Annotated in this window: 16 protein-coding genes; 8 read left to right on the top strand and 8 right to left on the bottom strand. The window is 45.2% G+C overall.

The genetic code is table 11. The features are described from left to right. Genes rsxC through gloA form a run of 6 tightly spaced genes read left to right on the top strand, consistent with a single transcriptional unit; the run spans position 1 to position 5,908 of the window. Positions 1-2,415 carry an electron transport complex subunit RsxC gene (gene rsxC, locus HGG78_RS01725; RefSeq protein ID WP_172531904.1) on the top strand — a complete coding sequence of 805 codons (2,415 nt, stop codon included), beginning with the start codon at positions 1-3 and terminating at the stop codon, positions 2,413-2,415. Continuing rightward, entirely contained in the window at positions 2,415-3,461 is a 1,047-nt protein-coding gene (gene rsxD / locus HGG78_RS01720) for an electron transport complex subunit RsxD (RefSeq protein WP_172531903.1), read from the top strand. The genes rsxC and rsxD overlap by 1 nt, the downstream gene beginning before the upstream one ends. Before the next feature lie 8 nt (positions 3,462-3,469). Then, positions 3,470-4,108, top strand: coding sequence for an electron transport complex subunit RsxG (gene rsxG, locus HGG78_RS01715; RefSeq protein ID WP_172531902.1), 639 nt, complete (start codon positions 3,470-3,472; stop codon positions 4,106-4,108). Beyond that, positions 4,101-4,793 carry an electron transport complex subunit E gene (locus HGG78_RS01710; protein WP_172531969.1) on the top strand — a complete coding sequence of 231 codons (693 nt, stop codon included), beginning with the start codon at positions 4,101-4,103 and terminating at the stop codon, positions 4,791-4,793. Before rsxG ends, HGG78_RS01710 begins: the two co-directional genes overlap by 8 nt. Before the next feature lie 34 nt (positions 4,794-4,827). Then, positions 4,828-5,463, top strand: a complete 636-nt coding sequence (nth, locus tag HGG78_RS01705) for an endonuclease III (protein WP_171981097.1) — start codon at positions 4,828-4,830, stop codon at positions 5,461-5,463. 28 nt (positions 5,464-5,491) lie between these two features. After that, positions 5,492-5,908: a lactoylglutathione lyase gene (gene gloA, locus HGG78_RS01700; RefSeq protein ID WP_053310220.1), complete on the top strand. Its 417-nt coding sequence runs from the start codon at positions 5,492-5,494 to the stop codon at positions 5,906-5,908. 64 nt (positions 5,909-5,972) lie between these two features. Here the strand turns inward: gloA and motY are convergent, their stop codons facing one another. Further along, positions 5,973-6,854 carry a flagellar protein MotY gene (gene motY / locus HGG78_RS01695; protein WP_053310221.1) on the bottom strand — a complete coding sequence of 294 codons (882 nt, stop codon included), beginning with the start codon at positions 6,852-6,854 and terminating at the stop codon, positions 5,973-5,975. Between the two features lie 245 nt (positions 6,855-7,099). Here motY and rnt point away from each other — a divergent pair, with 245 nt between their 5' ends. Beyond that, on the top strand, positions 7,100-7,756 hold the full coding sequence (gene rnt, locus HGG78_RS01690) for a ribonuclease T (protein WP_053310222.1): 657 nt from the start codon (positions 7,100-7,102) through the stop codon (positions 7,754-7,756). 21 nt (positions 7,757-7,777) lie between these two features. After that, entirely contained in the window at positions 7,778-9,103 is a 1,326-nt protein-coding gene (locus HGG78_RS01685) for a Na+/H+ antiporter family protein (protein ID WP_053310223.1), read from the top strand. 73 nt (positions 9,104-9,176) lie between these two features. Here the strand turns inward: HGG78_RS01685 and purF are convergent, their stop codons facing one another. From purF to HGG78_RS01650, 7 genes are all read right to left on the bottom strand, one after another. Then, positions 9,177-10,691 carry an amidophosphoribosyltransferase gene (gene purF / locus HGG78_RS01680; RefSeq protein WP_053310224.1) on the bottom strand — a complete coding sequence of 505 codons (1,515 nt, stop codon included), beginning with the start codon at positions 10,689-10,691 and terminating at the stop codon, positions 9,177-9,179. 33 nt (positions 10,692-10,724) lie between these two features. Further along, positions 10,725-11,216: a CvpA family protein gene (locus HGG78_RS01675; RefSeq protein ID WP_053310225.1), complete on the bottom strand. Its 492-nt coding sequence runs from the start codon at positions 11,214-11,216 to the stop codon at positions 10,725-10,727. A 62-nt stretch (positions 11,217-11,278) separates the two neighbouring features. Beyond that, positions 11,279-11,812: an SPOR domain-containing protein gene (locus HGG78_RS01670; RefSeq protein WP_053310226.1), complete on the bottom strand. Its 534-nt coding sequence runs from the start codon at positions 11,810-11,812 to the stop codon at positions 11,279-11,281. Beyond that, a complete protein-coding gene (gene folC, locus HGG78_RS01665; RefSeq protein WP_172531901.1) occupies positions 11,813-13,078 on the bottom strand; it encodes a bifunctional tetrahydrofolate synthase/dihydrofolate synthase in 1,266 nt (421 codons plus the stop codon). A 44-nt stretch (positions 13,079-13,122) separates the two neighbouring features. Then, positions 13,123-14,049 (bottom strand): acetyl-CoA carboxylase, carboxyltransferase subunit beta, encoded by a 927-nt coding sequence (gene accD, locus HGG78_RS01660; protein WP_053310228.1) that lies wholly within the window; start codon positions 14,047-14,049, stop codon positions 13,123-13,125. A 175-nt stretch (positions 14,050-14,224) separates the two neighbouring features. Next, a complete protein-coding gene (gene truA / locus HGG78_RS01655; RefSeq protein ID WP_168522889.1) occupies positions 14,225-15,019 on the bottom strand; it encodes a tRNA pseudouridine(38-40) synthase TruA in 795 nt (264 codons plus the stop codon). Positions 15,020-15,119: 100 nt separating this feature from the next. Next, a partial coding sequence (locus HGG78_RS01650) for a FimV/HubP family polar landmark protein (protein ID WP_277355106.1) occupies positions 15,120-16,881 on the bottom strand: 1,762 nt, incomplete at its 5' end.

Below are 16,881 nucleotides of genomic sequence, written 5' to 3'. Positions count from 1 at the left end.
ATGTTGCCATTAATTGAACAAATTAGAACGGGTGCGCTTTGGAATTTTCCTGGCGGCATTCACCCACCAGAAAATAAACGTCAATCAAACCAAACACCATTGATTGCCGCATCCATTCCCAACGAAATCGTGTTGCCTTTAAAGCAACATATTGGCCGCGCAGGTGATTTACTGGTAACGGTTGGTGAGCGTGTACTGAAAGGACAACCTTTAACCCAGTATACATCGACCTTCATGCTGCCTGTGCATGCCCCTACCTCGGGAACAATTTCTGCAATTGAACCACGTACTACCGCACACCCTTCAGGGCTGAGCGAAATGTGTATCGTCATAACAGCAGACCAACAAGATGAATGGATCGCGCGCACTCCTATAGCTGATTACCAGCAGAAAACACCAGAGCAACTGATTGAAGTAATTCGCCAAGCGGGTATTTCAGGGCTAGGTGGCGCAGGCTTCCCAACAGCTAAAAAAATACAATCGGGCTTGGCTCGCACAGAAATACTGATCATTAATGCGGCCGAGTGTGAACCTTACATTACCGCCGATGACGTTTTGATGCAGCAACATGCAGAAGAAATCATCCTAGGCATTAGCATCGTTGAACACATACTCAAACCAAAATTGACCATCATTGGTATTGAAGATAACAAACCCGAAGCAATTCGAGCATTAGAAAAAGCGGCTATTAATAAAAACATCGTGATCCGCGTTATCCCAACTAAATACCCGTCTGGTGGCGAAAAGCAGATGATTAAGCTGCTGACTAACCAAGAAGTTCCCGTCGGGAAAATTCCAGCTGATATCGGACTTATGGTGCAAAATGTTGGGTCAATGTATGCTATTAAGCGTGCTGTAATTAACGGTGAGCCGTTAATCAACCGAGTGGTGACACTAACTGGCAAGACGTTCAAGCAACCTCGTAATGTATGGGTATTACTAGGCACTTCCGTGCAACATTTACTGGAGCAGTTTGGTTATACCGCTGATAAAAAACTGCCGAGGTTGATTATGGGTGGCCCAATGATGGGCTTTACCTTGCCTCACTCTCAGGTGCCCATCACCAAAACAACCAACTGTATTCTTGCTCCTACACGTAAAGAAATTGCATCGTCACAACACGAAATGGAATGTATTCGCTGTGGGCAATGTGCTGAAGTTTGTCCCGCATCATTACTCCCCCAACAACTGCAATGGCATGCAAAAGCACAAGAATATGACAAGTGTGAAGAACTGCATCTACAGGACTGTATTGAGTGTGGTGCATGCGCTTATGTGTGCCCTAGTGAAATTCCTTTGGTGCAGTATTATCGTCAAGCAAAAGCGGAAATAAAAACACGTAAGCAAGAAGCTGAAGCAGCAGAGCGGGCCAAGCTACGCTTTGAAGAGAAAAAAGCACGCTTAGAAAGAGATAAAGCTGAGCGTGAAAATCGCTTTAAGAAAGCCGCTGATGAACGCCGTCAAGAGATGAAAAAAACAGGTGGTGATGATGCTGTTGCAGCCGCTATCGCACGCGTTAAAGCACAAAAAGCCCAAGCTGAAACTAAGGATTCACCTGACGTTAAACCTGCAGTGGCAGCCGCTATAGCCAGAGCAAAAGCTAAACAGGCGCAAGCACTTCAAGCAGGCGAAACGCAACCTGACAATTCTGAAATGATAAAGCTCCGAGAAGAGCGAAAACGCCAAGCAAGAGAGCGAAAAGCGCAATCGAGCGGTGCCGAAGAGCCTGTGGTTACTGACACTACGGATAAAAAATCGGCAGTGGCTGCGGCCATTGCACGGGCTAAAGCACGCAAAACCGAGCAACAAACAGAGCTGTCACAAACTCAAACACCAGTGGAACCGACTGAGCAAGACGACCCGAAAAAAGTCGCGGTAGCGGCGGCCATTGCGCGTGCTAAAGCGCGTAAAGCCGAGCAACAAACAGAGCCGTCACACACTCAAACACCAGTGGAACCAACTGAGCAAGACGACCCGAAAAAAGCCGCGGTAGCAGCGGCCATTGCACGAGCTAAAGCACGCAAAGCAGAGCAACAAACAGAGCTGTCACACACTCAAACACCAGTGGAACCGGCTGAGCAAGACGACCCGAAAAAAGCCGCGATAGCAGCGGCCATTGCACGAGCTAAAGCGCGCAAAGCAGAGCAACAAACAGAGCTGTCACACACTCAAACACCAGTGGAACCGGCTGAGCAAGACGACCCGAAAAAAGCCGCGGTAGCGGCGGCCATTGCCCGAGCTAAAGCACGTAAAGCAGAGCAACAAACAGAGCCGTCACACACTCAAACACCAGTGGAACCAACTGAGCAAGACGACCCGAAAAAAGCCGCGGTAGCGGCGGCCATTGCGCGTGCTAAAGCACGTAAAGCCCAACAAAAAAAACAAGTTAATGAAAACAATGAGGAGAATGAGTAGTGGCCTTTTTTATTGCCAGCTCCCCCCACGCGCACAGTAAGCGCAGCACCTCAGACTTGATGAAGTGGGTAGCTTTATGCGCTATCCCTGGACTGATTGCACAAAGTTATTTCTTCGGTTGGGGCACTATTATTCAGCTCATATTGGCCATTGTGATTGCTTTATCACTTGAAGCCGGAGTAATGCTGCTGCGCAAACGCAACCCAACTCGCTCACTGAGTGATTACAGCGCATTGGTCACCGCATGGTTGTTAGCTATTGCCATTCCTCCGATGTCACCTTGGTGGGTGCTGTTTATTGGTCTGCTTTTTGCCATTGTGATCGCAAAGCATCTATATGGCGGAATCGGACAAAACCCCTTCAACCCAGCAATGGTTGCTTATGTGGTTTTGCTGATCTCATTTCCAGTACAGATGACCAGTTGGATAGCACCGAACGCATTGGCACCAGAGCCCATTTCATTTAGTGATGCATTTTTACTCATTTTTAGCGGCTTTAATATTGAAGGGCTTTCACTACAACAAATTCGAACCGGCATTGATGGCGTTACTATGGCAACACCATTAGATTCGGTAAAAACATCACTGCGCGCAGGTCAAACTGTGTCTGAAGCCATGACGCATCCACAATTTAGTGGCTTAGCGGGTATTGGTTGGGAATGGGTCAACCTCGCCTATCTAGCCGGTGGACTACTGCTAATAAAGCTGCGCGTCATTAATTGGCATATTCCTGTTGCTGTGCTGGGTGGTTTGCTGTGTGCCAGCCTTATCACTCAACTCATTGCTCCAGGAACAACAGCATCACCGCTGATTCATTTACTTTCTGGTGCAACAATGTTGGGGGCATTCTTTATCGCCACCGATCCTGTCACCGCCTCGACCACAGTAAAAGGTCGTCTTATTTACGGTGCATTCATTGGCATGATGGTCTTTGTTATTCGCAGTTGGGGTGGTTTTCCCGATGGCGTTGCCTTTGCCGTATTGCTAGCAAACATGTGTGTACCGTTGATCGACTACTACACTAAACCTCGTACTTATGGTCATTAAGGAGCACTATGTTAACCGCCATTCGTAAAAACGGTTTGATCCTTGCTATCTTTGCTTGTGCTTCGACAGGCGTTGTAGCCTTAACTCAGTATCTCACTGAAGAGCAAATAAGCAGACAAGAGCAAGCGCAGTTGCAGTCGATCCTCAACCAAGTCATTGCTCATGATGCACATGATAATGAGCTATATAAATCCTGTACACTGGTTAAAGACCCAGCACTAGGAACTGAGCAGCAGATGCATGCTTATATTGCAACACTCAACGGTCAGCCGAGCGCGTTAGCGATTGAAGCAATCGCGCCTGATGGCTATAACGGTGCAATAAAAATCATTATAGGTATCCAACAAGATGGAACGATCACTGGCACGCGAGTTTTAGCGCATCAAGAAACTCCGGGGCTGGGTGACAAAATCGACCTGCGTGTCACAGACTGGATATTGAATTTCACAGGCAAACAAGTGACCGCACAGAATCTGGATACTTGGAAGGTGCGCAAAGATGGTGGACAATTTGACCAGTTCACTGGCGCAACTATCACACCAAGAGCGGTAGTGAAAGCAGTGAAAAATACGGTTGCTTTTGTTAACAACAACCGTGAACAGTTATTAGCTCAACCTTTTGACTGCCAAGGAGCCAATGATGACTGACCACAAAACGCTAATTAAAAATGGTATGTGGAGCAACAACCCAGCGTTAGTACAGCAACTTGGGTTATGTCCATTGCTTGCCGTATCGTCAACCGTGACCAATGCCTTAGGTTTGGGCATCGCAACCTTATTAGTTCTGGTGTGCTCTAATGTCACTGTATCTTTGGTGAGAGATTACGTACCAAAAGAAGTTCGTATCCCCGTCTTTGTGATGATCATCGCCGCACTGGTTACCTGCGTGCAATTGTTGATGAACGCTTACGCTTACGGCTTGTATCTCTCGCTTGGGATCTTCATTCCTCTCATTGTCACCAACTGCATCATCATTGGCCGCGCTGAAGCATTTGCATCAAAAAATGCAGTATTACCTTCTGCTCAAGATGGATTTTGGATGGGAATGGGTATGACCACTATTTTAGTGGTTCTAGGTGCAATGCGCGAAGTGATTGGCAATGGCACACTGTTTGATGGCGCCGATTTATTGCTAGGAGATTGGGCGACCATGCTGCGTATCGAAATATTCCATTTTGATAACAGCTTCTTGCTTGCCCTGCTTCCACCTGGTGCGTTTATTGGGGTCGGTTTTTTGATTGCGGCTAAAAACATTATCGATAGTAATATTGCTGCTCGCCAGCCAAAAGAACAAAAGCCAGCCATAGAACGAGCACGTGTGACCAACGCCTAATATAAGTCAAAATACAAAGGAAGCAGCCAGCACGATGAACAATAGCAAACGAGTCGAGATTCTCGAACGCTTAAGGGAAAACAACCCTAAACCGGAAACTGAACTCAAATGGACAACACCTTTTGAGCTGCTTATTTCAGTATTGCTTTCCGCTCAAGCGACGGATGTCAGCGTCAACAAAGCAACGGACAAGCTCTACCCGATTGCCAACACCCCACAGGCTATTTTCGATTTGGGTGTTGAGGGACTGAAAGAGTATATAAAAACCATTGGGTTATTTAACTCCAAAGCTGAGAATGTGATTAAAACCTGTCGAATTTTACTCGACCACTATCATGGTGAGGTTCCTGAGAATCGAGAAGCATTAGAATCGCTCCCCGGTGTCGGGCGGAAAACGGCAAATGTCGTCCTCAACACCGCTTTCGGCTGGCCGACTATCGCGGTAGATACACATATTTTCCGTGTTTCGAATCGTACAAAATTTGCAGTTGGTAAAAACGTTGATGACGTCGAGCAAAAACTGCTAAAAGTCGTCCCTAAAGAATTCAAAATTGACGTTCACCATTGGTTGATTCTTCATGGTCGCTACACCTGTGTGGCAAGAAAGCCCCGTTGCGGTAGCTGTATTATTGAAGACCTTTGTGAATACAAAGAAAAAACTGAACTATAAAAACTTGCCAAGAAGCTAGGAGCCCATCATGTCAAATAGTCGTATTTTGCACACTATGCTACGCGTCGGTGATTTAGATAAATCTATCGAGTTTTACACCAAAGTTATGGGTATGCAGTTACTGCGTACCAATGAAAACACTGAGTATAAGTACACATTAGCGTTCCTGGGTTATGGTGATGAGTCACAAGGCGCAGTGATAGAACTGACCTATAACTGGGGCACCACCAGCTATGACCCTGGCAATGCATTTGGCCACATAGCCATTGGTGTCGAAGATGTCTACACAACCTGTGACGCGATTAAAGCGGCTGGCGGTAATGTCACTCGTGAAGCAGGGCCAGTAAAAGGCGGTACGACCCACATCGCTTTTATAAAAGACCCTGACGGCTACATGATTGAACTTATTCAAAACAAGCAAGCTTCAGCGGGATTAGAAGGCTAATTAAGCATAAGCTAGATATAGAAAAAGCAGCCATCGCTGCTTTTTCTATATCTATTGAGCTGGATTAGATCAGTGTTCGTCCCAATGAGATAACCACTCTTCGGTTTTTATCTTTGCCGATTGGTGATGCGTTATCAGCGATTGGTCTGCGCTTACCATAACCTTGCACTTGAATGCGGTCTTCAGGTAAACCTAATGATTTAAAATAATCCCTTAAGACTTCAGCTCGACGTTCTGAGAGATCTTGGCTTACGCTCTTACCATCCACTGAATCGGTATAGGTTGAAACCAAAACTAAGTCGATGTCTTGGTTATAACGGATATATTCTGCAATTTGCGCGAGTCGTTTTTGCGATGCTTTATTGAGTTGTACGTTATCACGGTCGTAATGCAAAATCGTAAAGGAAATGTCTTCAAAGCTGTACGGCAGCAAATTGCTCACACAATCGCTAAATATATTGTATTTCTCTTGGAACAGCACTGATGATAGTGCTACTTCGATGCGCTGATCTCTGCTTTGCCAATCTTGATAACTAAACGTCGGGTAACGTCCTTTCTCTAATTCACTGAGTAAACTCCACGCGGTTTGCCCACCAATATAGCCATCAAACTGCTTAAAAAATTGCAATGTCGTAATACGATCAGCACTTTCTCCCGGACGCCAACTTGGTGGTAATGAAACTAAACTCACATTACGGGTTTCACCCATTGGGCGACGCATTTTTAGTTCAAAATCGAGATTTATCTTTTTGTTTGCTCGTGAAGAGAACTCGGCATCACCATAATTAGGGATAGGATGTACTAAGCGACATTCCAGTGGTGTATTAGCCACCATTTGCCACGTAGACTGCTGCGGCGTTGCCACATAACGCTTTTCCATCGCAAATGTCGCAACAGAATTTAAAGCGAATGTAGTAAAAATAGTAGCGATAACCCATTTATTCATAATGGCTGTATTCTCCGAGCGGTACTGCAATGGTGGCGGTCAATTGCCACTTGGTTTTCCATTGTATCAAGTTATGCAAAAATCTAGCCACACTAATTGTTACACCCTAGCAACTAGAAGTGTTCAGTGTGGCAGTAACGTATGCAAATCCTCCTCAGATAAATGGCTTTTTATTCACATGTTCGGTTTTTATCGTAGAGAGAATCTGCAATAATGCCAGCCCTGTCACACAAACAAGAGCTAGCATGACTGACATAAATGAAGCATTGACATTGAAAAAACGTTTTCGTGGTTATTTCCCCGTCGTTATTGATGTAGAAACGGCCGGTTTCAATGCAAAAACCGATGCACTATTAGAGATCTGCGCCATTACATTACGTATGGATGAACATGGCGACCTCCACCCAGCATCGACGATTCATTTTCATGTAGAGCCTTTTGAAGGTGCCAACCTTGAAAAAGAAGCGCTCGAATTTAATGGTATTCGAGACCCTTTTAGCCCTTTACGCGGTGCTGTGAGTGAGTCTGAAGCGCTCAAAGAAATTTATAAGTTAGTGCGCAAAGAACAGAAAGATAATGATTGTAGCCGTGCCATTATGGTGGCACATAACGCGACTTTTGATCTTAACTTTGTCATGGCCGCCAGCGAACGCTGTAAGCTAAAACGAGTTCCTTTCCACCCCTTTGCAACGTTTGATACTGCCGCTCTCAGTGGTTTGGCATATGGCCAAACCGTGCTAGCCAAAGCGTGTAAATCTGCGGGGATGGATTTTGACAACAAAGAAGCGCATTCAGCGCTCTACGATACCCAAAAAACAGCCGAACTTTTTTGTGGCATCGTCAATAAATGGAAAGCCTTAGGAGGCTGGCCACTTATTGAACCATCAGATGATAATAAGTAAACACAACTAACCGAGAAAAATATGAATCCTGTAGTAATTTCTGTATGTATCATGCTGCTATTAGCACTGATGCGTGTGAATGTCGTGGTTGCTCTGACATTCAGTGCGATAGTCGGTGGTTTAGTTGCAGGGATGAGTTTAAACGACGCTGTTTCTGCATTTGAAAGTGGCTTAGGTGGTGGTGCAACCATCGCATTAAGCTACGCTATGTTAGGGACTTTTGCAGTGGCAATTTCCAAATCAGGTATTACTGATTTATTAGCTCAAAGCGTTATCAAGCGTATCCACGGCAAAGAAAACAGCGCAGCCAGCACTGGTTTGAAATATGCCGTATTAATTGCGTTAGTGTTGGTGACCATGTCCTCTCAAAACGTAATTCCTGTTCATATCGCCTTTATCCCGATTTTAATTCCACCTCTACTAGGCGTTTTTGCAAAACTAAAACTTGACCGTCGTTTAGTCGCTTGTGTGTTAACGTTTGGTTTAATCACCCCTTATATGGTACTGCCTGTTGGCTTTGGCGGTATTTTTCTCAATAACATCTTACTTAAAAATCTGCGCGATAATGGGCTTGAAGGCGTCACAGCAAGTCAAGTGCCTGTTGCGATGATATTCCCAGCAATGGGCATGATTTTTGGCTTATTGGTCGCAATTTTCTTTACTTACCGTAAACCGCGTGAGTATAAAGAAACGGAACTCACCACTGTTCATACAGAACCAACTGCGATCAACAAAAAGCACATTTTTATTGCAGGCTTAGGAATTGTGACCGCCCTTGCCGCGCAACTGTCGACGGGTTCGATGATCATCGGCGCACTGGCAGGCTTTATGGTGTTCACTTTTGGTGGTGTAATTGCATGGAAAGAAACCCATGATGTGTTTACCAAGGGTGTGCATATGATGGCGATGATCGGCTTTATTATGATTTCCGCAGCCGGGTTTGCAGCAGTAATGAAGCAAACAGGCGGTGTTGAGTCATTAGTTGAAGCACTATCCACCACTATTGGTGACAACAAGGCACTCGCGGCGCTGCTCATGCTCGTAGTTGGCCTATTAGTTACCATGGGGATTGGCTCTTCGTTCTCAACCATTCCAATTATTGCAACTATTTATGTACCGCTTGCGATCGCATTTGGTTTTTCACCAATGGCAACCATTGCGCTAGTCGGCACTGCGGCTGCGCTAGGTGATGCAGGATCTCCTGCCTCTGACTCCACGTTAGGTCCAACATCAGGCTTAAATGCTGATGGCCAACATGAGCATATTTGGGAAACGGTCGTACCGACCTTTATTCACTACAATATTCCATTGATCGCTTTTGGTTGGCTTGCCGCCATGGTTTTATAAGCTGCATAAGCTACGAATGTAAAAAAGGCTTCCATCACGGAAGCCTTTTTATTGAGCCTTTAACAACGCCAAACTACGCACCTTCGTTATGCAGTTCCAAGTTGGCAAGATCTTGCTGCATTTCTCGAACGGTTTTCGAATCATCGTTACGCATCGATTCAAGGTAATCAAGGTATTGCTGGTCGATATCACCGGTTACATATTCGCCATTAAAAACTGAAGCTTCAAACTTGGCGATATCTTGATTGCCAAGACCCACTGCTTCGACAAGATCTTCAATGGTTTGGAATATCAGCGCATCAGCCCCAATTTGTTTACAGATTTCGTCGGTATCACGGCCATGAGCAATTAACTCATTCGCACTTGGCATATCGATTCCGTACACATTTGGAAAACGAATTTCAGGTGCGGCTGAAACCATATAGACTTTGTTTGCACCCGAGTCTCGAGCCATCTCAATGATTTGTTCTGATGTAGTACCACGAACAATAGAGTCATCAACTAGCAGTACATTCTTGCCTTTAAATTCAGAACGTATCGCATTAAGTTTACGGCGCACTGATTTTTTGCGCTGTTGCTGACCTGGCATGATAAAGGTTCGACCTACATAACGGTTCTTTACAAAGCCTTGACGATATGGAATATCAATAGCCTGAGCAATTTGAAGTGCGATATCACATGACGTTTCTGGAATAGGAATGACTACATCAATATCAAGGTCTGAATATTCATTTTTGATACGCTCACCCAATTTTTTACCCATTTCAACGCGCGCACTGTAAACCGAAATTTTATCAATAAACGAGTCAGGACGAGCAAAGTAAACGAATTCAAAAATGCATGGGTTAAGTGCTGGATTATCGGCACATTGTTTAGTAAACAGTTGACCGTCAAACGTCGCATACACCGCTTCACCAGGAGCAATATCACGCACAAAATCGAAACCAACAGCATCAAGCGCTACCGATTCAGAAGCAGCCATGTATTCGGTGCGTCCATTAAGCTCACGCTTACCTAAGCACAATGGACGAATGCCATGCGGATCACGAAACGCAATCAAACCATGACCAATAATCATCGCCACAACTGCGTACGCTCCACGAATGGTGCGATGTACATTTGATACGGCACGGAATACATCATCTGACGTAACATTACCTTTTACGGTGTCAATTTCATGCGCTAGTACGTTAAGTAGTACTTCAGAGTCAGAGGTGGTATTGATATGACGGCGGTCTTTTTCAAACAGCTTTTGACGAACTTCATTAGCGTTTGTAAGGTTACCGTTATGAGCAAGAGTGATACCGAAAGGAGAGTTTACGTAGAAAGGTTGAGCTTCAGAGGCGCTAGAGCTGCCCGCAGTAGGATAACGTACATGCCCTATTCCAACCGTTCCTTGAAGACGCTGCATGTGTTTCGCTTCAAAGACATCCTTTACTAAACCGTTCGCCTTACGCAGACGAAAACGATTGCTTTCTATGGTACAAATACCAGCGGCATCTTGGCCACGATGCTGTAATACCGTTAACGCGTCATAAATAGACTGGTTTACAGGCGTTGTACCCACGATTCCAACAATACCACACATGTCCTAATCCTCGATTTGCGACAATAACTGGCGCTAAATCGCGCCAGATAGAAAACTTGATGTTGCTTGTAAGTGCTCAAAGAACGGAGCAATAATGCGGCTAAATTCCGGCACCAATTGCGACCCTTTCCACCACTCTGAACTCGGGAATGCGGTAAACGCATCCATAAAAAACAAGGCTGCAGAAACAATTAACACACCACGCAATGCCCCAAAGACAATACCTAATATGCGATCAGTTCCAGATAACCCAGTTTTTTGTACTAGTTGAGCAATCACATAATTGATGATCGCGCCAACAACGAGTGTTGCAACAAACAATGCTGCAATGGCTGTGCCATTACGAAACATGTCATCATTAATATTAGTAAAATACACCGCAAGTTTTGCGTAGTACTGGCTGGCGATAAAAAAAGCACCAAACCATATCACTAATGACAAAGCTTCTTTAGCAAAGCCACGAACTAAACTGATCAATGCCGATAGGCCGATCACACTTAAAATGACAATATCTAACCAATTCATGAGTTCTTACATCTTAAGTTGGCGCGCATTTTAACAGAAAAAAACGCGACGCAAACGTTTTCTTATGGGTTTAGTGGTTTAAATTTGAGCATTTGACCTTTCGTACTGGTAATTTTTTCCAGTTCTAGGAGTTGACGCTCAAGCTTACTTTTGGATACATCTGGACCAATAATGATCCGAGTAAAACCATTTTCTTGTTTGGTGTGAGCTTGATAACCGCGTTTTTGCAGATCGATCACCATATTTTTGGCGTTTTCAGCATTCTTTAAAGCCATCAATTGAATGATCCAAGCACTATCTTGATAGTCGTTTCTCTCGGTTGGCTCTTTTACCTTAATCGGTAAAGGCTTGCTTTCCGAAGTGGTACTCTGCTCAGTAACCTCAACTGGTGAGTCAGGCAACGCGATTTGATCTTCCACGGGGTCAAGAATCTGGAATTCTTCCATATCACTATCTAAGTCAGGCTTGATCGGAATGCTGGCAATCTCTTCTTTATAATGGGTCTTCTTTCCATCCAATACATCCGGAAGAACAATCACGCCGATTGCGACTAAAATAATCGTGCCCACTAACCGACTTTGGAACTTGCTTGCCATTTATACTCCTTTGTTCTGCCAGTGTTCTAATACTTCACCAACGGTATGAAATGAACCGACAACCACTATCACATCATTCTCTTTGGCTTGTGCCATTGCCGCTTCAAATGCACTCACAGGATTGGTAAATTGCCCTACGTATTGTTCAAGGTGCCTACATAGCTCTTCAGCTTTTGCTGCTCTAGGACCACTTAATGAGGCAGGATACCAAGCACTACTGATAGGCTGTAACTGTTTTAATGTCGATTCTACATCTTTATCATGCAGCATACCCACAACCATATGGATAGTACGTTGCGCATATTGTTGTTGAAGTTGATCGGCCAGATATTGTGCAGAATGAGGATTGTGCGCCACATCTAAAATAATGGTTGGCGCATCGCTTATTTTCTGCATACGCCCAGCTAATGTTACATTCTTCAAACCGTTGACAATATTGATATCACTAAGATCCAACTCAGCACAACCTAGCGCCATGAGTGCTGTTGCCGCATTGGGTAGAGGCAAACTTGGTACAGGCAATTGCGTTAATTCAAATCGACCACTACGCCAATTCCAAGTCGTGTCAGACACCAATTCATAACTAAATTGAATCCCGACTTGGTGAAGCAGTGCACCAATATCATCGGCATGTGCCGCAACCGTAGCTGGTGGCTTTGGCTGACCACAAATAGCAGGCTTACCACTGCGGTAGATGCCCGCTTTTTCATAACCGATGACATTAATATCGTCGCCCAGCCAATCGACATGATCAATTGCTAAGCTGGTGATAACAGAAACATCGTGATCAACCACATTCGTGGCATCTAATCGCCCACCAAGCCCTACTTCCAGCAAAACCACATCCACCTTTTCCGTCTGGAAAAGACGCAACGCAGCTAACGTACCAAATTCAAATAAACTTAGGCTGATTTCACCACGCTGCTCTTCAATAAAGGAAAAGCTCTGGGCATGTTTTTCGTCACTGAGTTCAAGACCGTTAATACGTACTCTTTCATTATAACGGATAAGGTGTGGGGAGCTGTAAACGCCAACACGATAGCCTGCATCAAGCAAGATCGCTTCCATGATCGCACATGTCGAGCCTTTGCCGTTGGTTCCGGCAACCGTAATAACAGTTGGGGCAGGTTTAGTGAGGTTTGCTTTTTGGGCAACCGCTTGAACGCGATCCAACCCAAGGTCGATAGCTGATGTGTGAATATTAGCTAAATAATCAAGCCACACCGCTAGGGAGGATGTGGCTTGAGGAATAAGGTTCTGAGTCATCTAACGTTTTTAACCATTAAGCAGTTAGTTTGTTAGTGCCTACTTTACCCTTTTTCGTTCGCTTCTGGTACAGAGTAATCAGCTTCAACAGGAGAATCGTTAACAGAAACCACTAACGGAGAACTGTGATTCGTTAGTTTCGCTATTAATCCACCAACACGCTGACGCATTTCACGACGGTCAACGATCATATCGATAGCACCGTGCTCAAGTAAGAACTCACTGCGTTGGAAGCCTTCTGGTAAGTCTTCGCGAACCGTTTGCTCGATAACTCGACGACCTGCAAAACCGATCAAAGCTTTAGGTTCACCAATATTGATATCACCAAGCATTGCTAGGCTCGCTGAAACGCCACCCATCGTTGGGTCGGTCATTACCGAAATAAACGGTAAACCTTTATCAGAGAGACGCTCAAGTGCTGCGCTTGTTTTTGCCATTTGCATCAATGACATCAACGCTTCTTGCATGCGCGCGCCACCACTAGCAGAAAAACAGACCAAGCCGCAGTTGTTTTCAATCGCCGCATCGACAGCACGAACAAAGCGCGCTCCGACAACAGAGCCCATGGAACCACCCATGAAAGAAAACTCAAACGCACAAGCGACTAAAGGCATACCTAGTAATTCACCTTTCATCACAACAAGTGCATCTTTTTCACCACTGTTCTTTTGTGCTGAAGAGATACGCTCTTTGTAACGCTTTGAATCTTTAAATTTCAGTTTATCTTGAGGCTCAAGTTCCTCACCGATCTCAACACGATTACCTTCGTCGAGAAACGTTTCCAAACGACGACGCGCTTTCATCCGCATGTGATGATCACATTTAGGACAAACTTCTAAATTACGTTCAAGCTCTGCGTGGTAAAGGACTTGTTCACAAGAAGTACATTTAGTCCAAACACCTTCAGGAATCGATGCTTTACGTGAAGTTACAATGTTGCTTTTTTCTAAAATCTTTTCAAGCCAACTCATGGAAGACCTTTTATTCTTAACTCTCCCGCGTTATTGCGGGAAATACAAAATTGGGATTTATGCGTGAGGATTAGAACATATAAAATGCTGAGTGTAGACAAAAAACTGGTTGTACCTATTTTCTGACTCTTAATCTCACACACGCCACTGAATTTTTTGAGTAAGTTGCTCTTAATTAGTTCAAATTATCGGCTAAAAATAGAGGGCCGATCGTTTCTCTTGGTAGGTCAAATTCTTCTGGATAATCAACATCTACCAAATATAGACCTGCAGCTTTTGCGGTTGCTCCGGCCAGTCTTCTATCTTTTGCTTCCAACAACCACTTCATCCATTGAGGTTCCTGTTCACCACGCCCAACAGTGATCAAACTGCCTGTGATATTACGTACCATGTGATGCACAAAAGCATTCGCCTTAATATCGATCACCACATAATGGCCATGACGAGTCACATTTAAGTGCATGATATTTCGCCAAGGGCTTCGTGACTGGCAATGAACAGCCCTAAAAGATGTAAAATCATTTTCCCCCAGCAAGAACTGACCCGCTTGCTGCATCTTCTCAACATCTAAATCACCGTGGTAGTGACTAACACCAGAAGATAATATTGCTGGACGATACGCATGGTTATAGATGATATAACGGTAACGGCGAGCCGTGGCCGTAAACCTCGCATGGAAATCTTCAGAAACCTCTTTAGACCACCGAACGGCAATATCTTTTGGCAAATTAGCATTGACGCCCATTACCCAAGCCACCATTTTTCGATTCGCGCTAGTGTCAAAATGAACAACTTGTCCCGTACCATGAACACCAGCGTCCGTACGACCTGCGCACAATACTTCAATAGGGTGATTTGCGACAACTGCAAGTGCTTTTTCTAACTCTTCTTGGACACTCTTAACGTCGCGTTGTCGCTGCCAACCAAAGTATTGAGTACCATTATACTCGACACCTAAAGCGATTCTCATGATGCAATTCTCTTTAAAAATGGGGTTGGCAGTATAATAGTAATGACAACAAAATTCTAATCGATGCCAAAAGGCAGCATCAAGCTGCCTCCAAACTCACCTATACTCGACCATTGATAATATCAATCAAGGTCTTTGCTTCTCGGCGAATAACGTCATTACCATCAACAATCGCTTCTTCCAATAATTTTATTGCACCTTTTTCATCATTCATTTCGATGTATATTTTAGCTAAATCAAGTTTTCCAGACGCCTCGGAATCGCTATCGACATCGACATCACCGATATCTCCAATCACATCAGGGAATTCATTCAAGCCAACATCAAGCTTGAGAGCTTCATCTTCTGGACTAATCGCTCCTTGCTCGGCATCATCGACTTGTGCCATTAGCTCATCAATAGTCATGTACTGACTTTTCTTGGCATCAAAGTCATCTAACACATCCTGCATTGCCCAATTCTCTTCAAGAATTTCGGGCTCTTCCGTCTGAATATCCTGGTTCCAAACTTCACGCTCTTCTTCTGGAACGTCATCAGGAATTGAGGCTTGCTGATCAGGCGTTAAGTTAAAACCATTCCAATCTTCGCCACCCATTTCAAGCATGGCATCGATATTCATACCAGCACTGTCTATGGTCAGTGCGTCTAGTGGTTTCTCAAATGAAAATGGTGCTTGAGAGGAATCGTCTTCATTTAACCAATCGTTTAAAGCCTGTTCATCAAACTCATCTTTGGCAATCAGCTGCGATTGTTCACTGCTCGCCTCTTGATGACGGTTATTATTTTCTGGTGCTTGAACTGGGGCATCAACCGATTCGGCTTCTAGTGAAGCGAGCGCGCCTTCTTCAACCGACTCTTGCTCACTAACCTTTTCTGGTTCGAATGAGGCTAACGCCTCTTCTTCGCTGAACTCGGGTAGCGACTCGTCATCAATCGCTTCAAACGTTTCTTGCGCCACTGGCTCTGAGCTTTCTTCGGCCAGCTCGGCATTCGCGTCAGCCAATGCGTCTTGCTCGGTGTATTCCGGCAATTCCAGCTCATCAAGCGCTTCGTCCTGCTCTTGAACTGGGGCATCAACCGATTCGGCTTCTAGTGAAGCGAGCGCGTCTTCTTCAACCGACTCTTGCTCACTAACCTTTTCTGGTTCGAATGAGGCTAACGCCTCTTCTTCGCTGGACTCGGGCAGTGACTCATCATCAATCGCTTCAAACGTTTCTTGCGCCACTGGCTCTGAGCTTTCTTCGGCCGGCTCGGCATTCGCGTCAGCCAATGCGTCTTGCTCGGTGTATTCCGGCAGTTCCAGCTCATCAAGCGCTTCGTCCTGATCTTGAACTGGGGCATCAACCGATTCAGCTTCTAGTGAAGCGAGCACGTCTTCTTCAACCGACTCTTGCTCACTAACCTTTTCTGGTTCGAATGAGGCTAACGCCTCTTCTTCGCTGAACTCGGGCAGTGACTCGTCATCAATCGCTTCAAACGTTTCTTGCGCCACTGGCTCTGAGCTTTCTTCGGCCAGCTCGGCATTCGCGTCAGCCAATGCGTCTTGCTCGGTGTATTCCGGCAGTTCCAGCTCATCAAGCGCTTCGTCTTGCTCTTGAATTGGGGCATCAACCGATTCGGCTTCTAGTGAAACGAGCACGTCTTCTTCAACCGACTCTTGCTCACTAACCTTTTCTGGTTCGAATGAGGCTAACGCCTCTTCTTCGCTGAACTCGGGCAGCGACTCGTCATCAAGCGCTTCAAACGTTTCTTGCGCCACTGGCTCTGAGCTTTCTTCGGCCAGCTCGGCATTCGCGTCAGCCAATGCGTCTTGCTCGGTGTATTCCGGCAGTTCCAGCTCATCAAGCGCTTCGTCTTGCTCT

The organism is Vibrio aestuarianus, from assembly GCF_012395185.1.
GTDB lineage: Bacteria > Pseudomonadota > Gammaproteobacteria > Enterobacterales > Vibrionaceae > Vibrio > Vibrio aestuarianus.
This window is presented reverse-complemented; position numbering and strand designations above follow the sequence as displayed.

Coding starts and splice junctions, on each gene's coding strand:
- rsxG (WP_172531902.1), top strand. CDS start 3,470: ATGTTAACCGCCATTCGTAAAAACGGTTTGATCCTTGCTATCTTTGCT.
- HGG78_RS01710 (WP_172531969.1), top strand. CDS start 4,101: ATGACTGACCACAAAACGCTAATTAAAAATGGTATGTGGAGCAACAAC.
- accD (WP_053310228.1), bottom strand. CDS start 14,049: ATGAGTTGGCTTGAAAAGATTTTAGAAAAAAGCAACATTGTAACTTCA.
- rnt (WP_053310222.1), top strand. CDS start 7,100: ATGACTGACATAAATGAAGCATTGACATTGAAAAAACGTTTTCGTGGT.
- HGG78_RS01675 (WP_053310225.1), bottom strand. CDS start 11,216: ATGAATTGGTTAGATATTGTCATTTTAAGTGTGATCGGCCTATCGGCA.
- nth (WP_171981097.1), top strand. CDS start 4,828: ATGAACAATAGCAAACGAGTCGAGATTCTCGAACGCTTAAGGGAAAAC.
- HGG78_RS01685 (WP_053310223.1), top strand. CDS start 7,778: ATGAATCCTGTAGTAATTTCTGTATGTATCATGCTGCTATTAGCACTG.
- truA (WP_168522889.1), bottom strand. CDS start 15,019: ATGAGAATCGCTTTAGGTGTCGAGTATAATGGTACTCAATACTTTGGT.
- motY (WP_053310221.1), bottom strand. CDS start 6,854: ATGAATAAATGGGTTATCGCTACTATTTTTACTACATTCGCTTTAAAT.
- purF (WP_053310224.1), bottom strand. CDS start 10,691: ATGTGTGGTATTGTTGGAATCGTGGGTACAACGCCTGTAAACCAGTCT.
- folC (WP_172531901.1), bottom strand. CDS start 13,078: ATGACTCAGAACCTTATTCCTCAAGCCACATCCTCCCTAGCGGTGTGG.
- HGG78_RS01670 (WP_053310226.1), bottom strand. CDS start 11,812: ATGGCAAGCAAGTTCCAAAGTCGGTTAGTGGGCACGATTATTTTAGTC.
- rsxC (WP_172531904.1), top strand. CDS start 1: ATGTTGCCATTAATTGAACAAATTAGAACGGGTGCGCTTTGGAATTTT.
- gloA (WP_053310220.1), top strand. CDS start 5,492: ATGTCAAATAGTCGTATTTTGCACACTATGCTACGCGTCGGTGATTTA.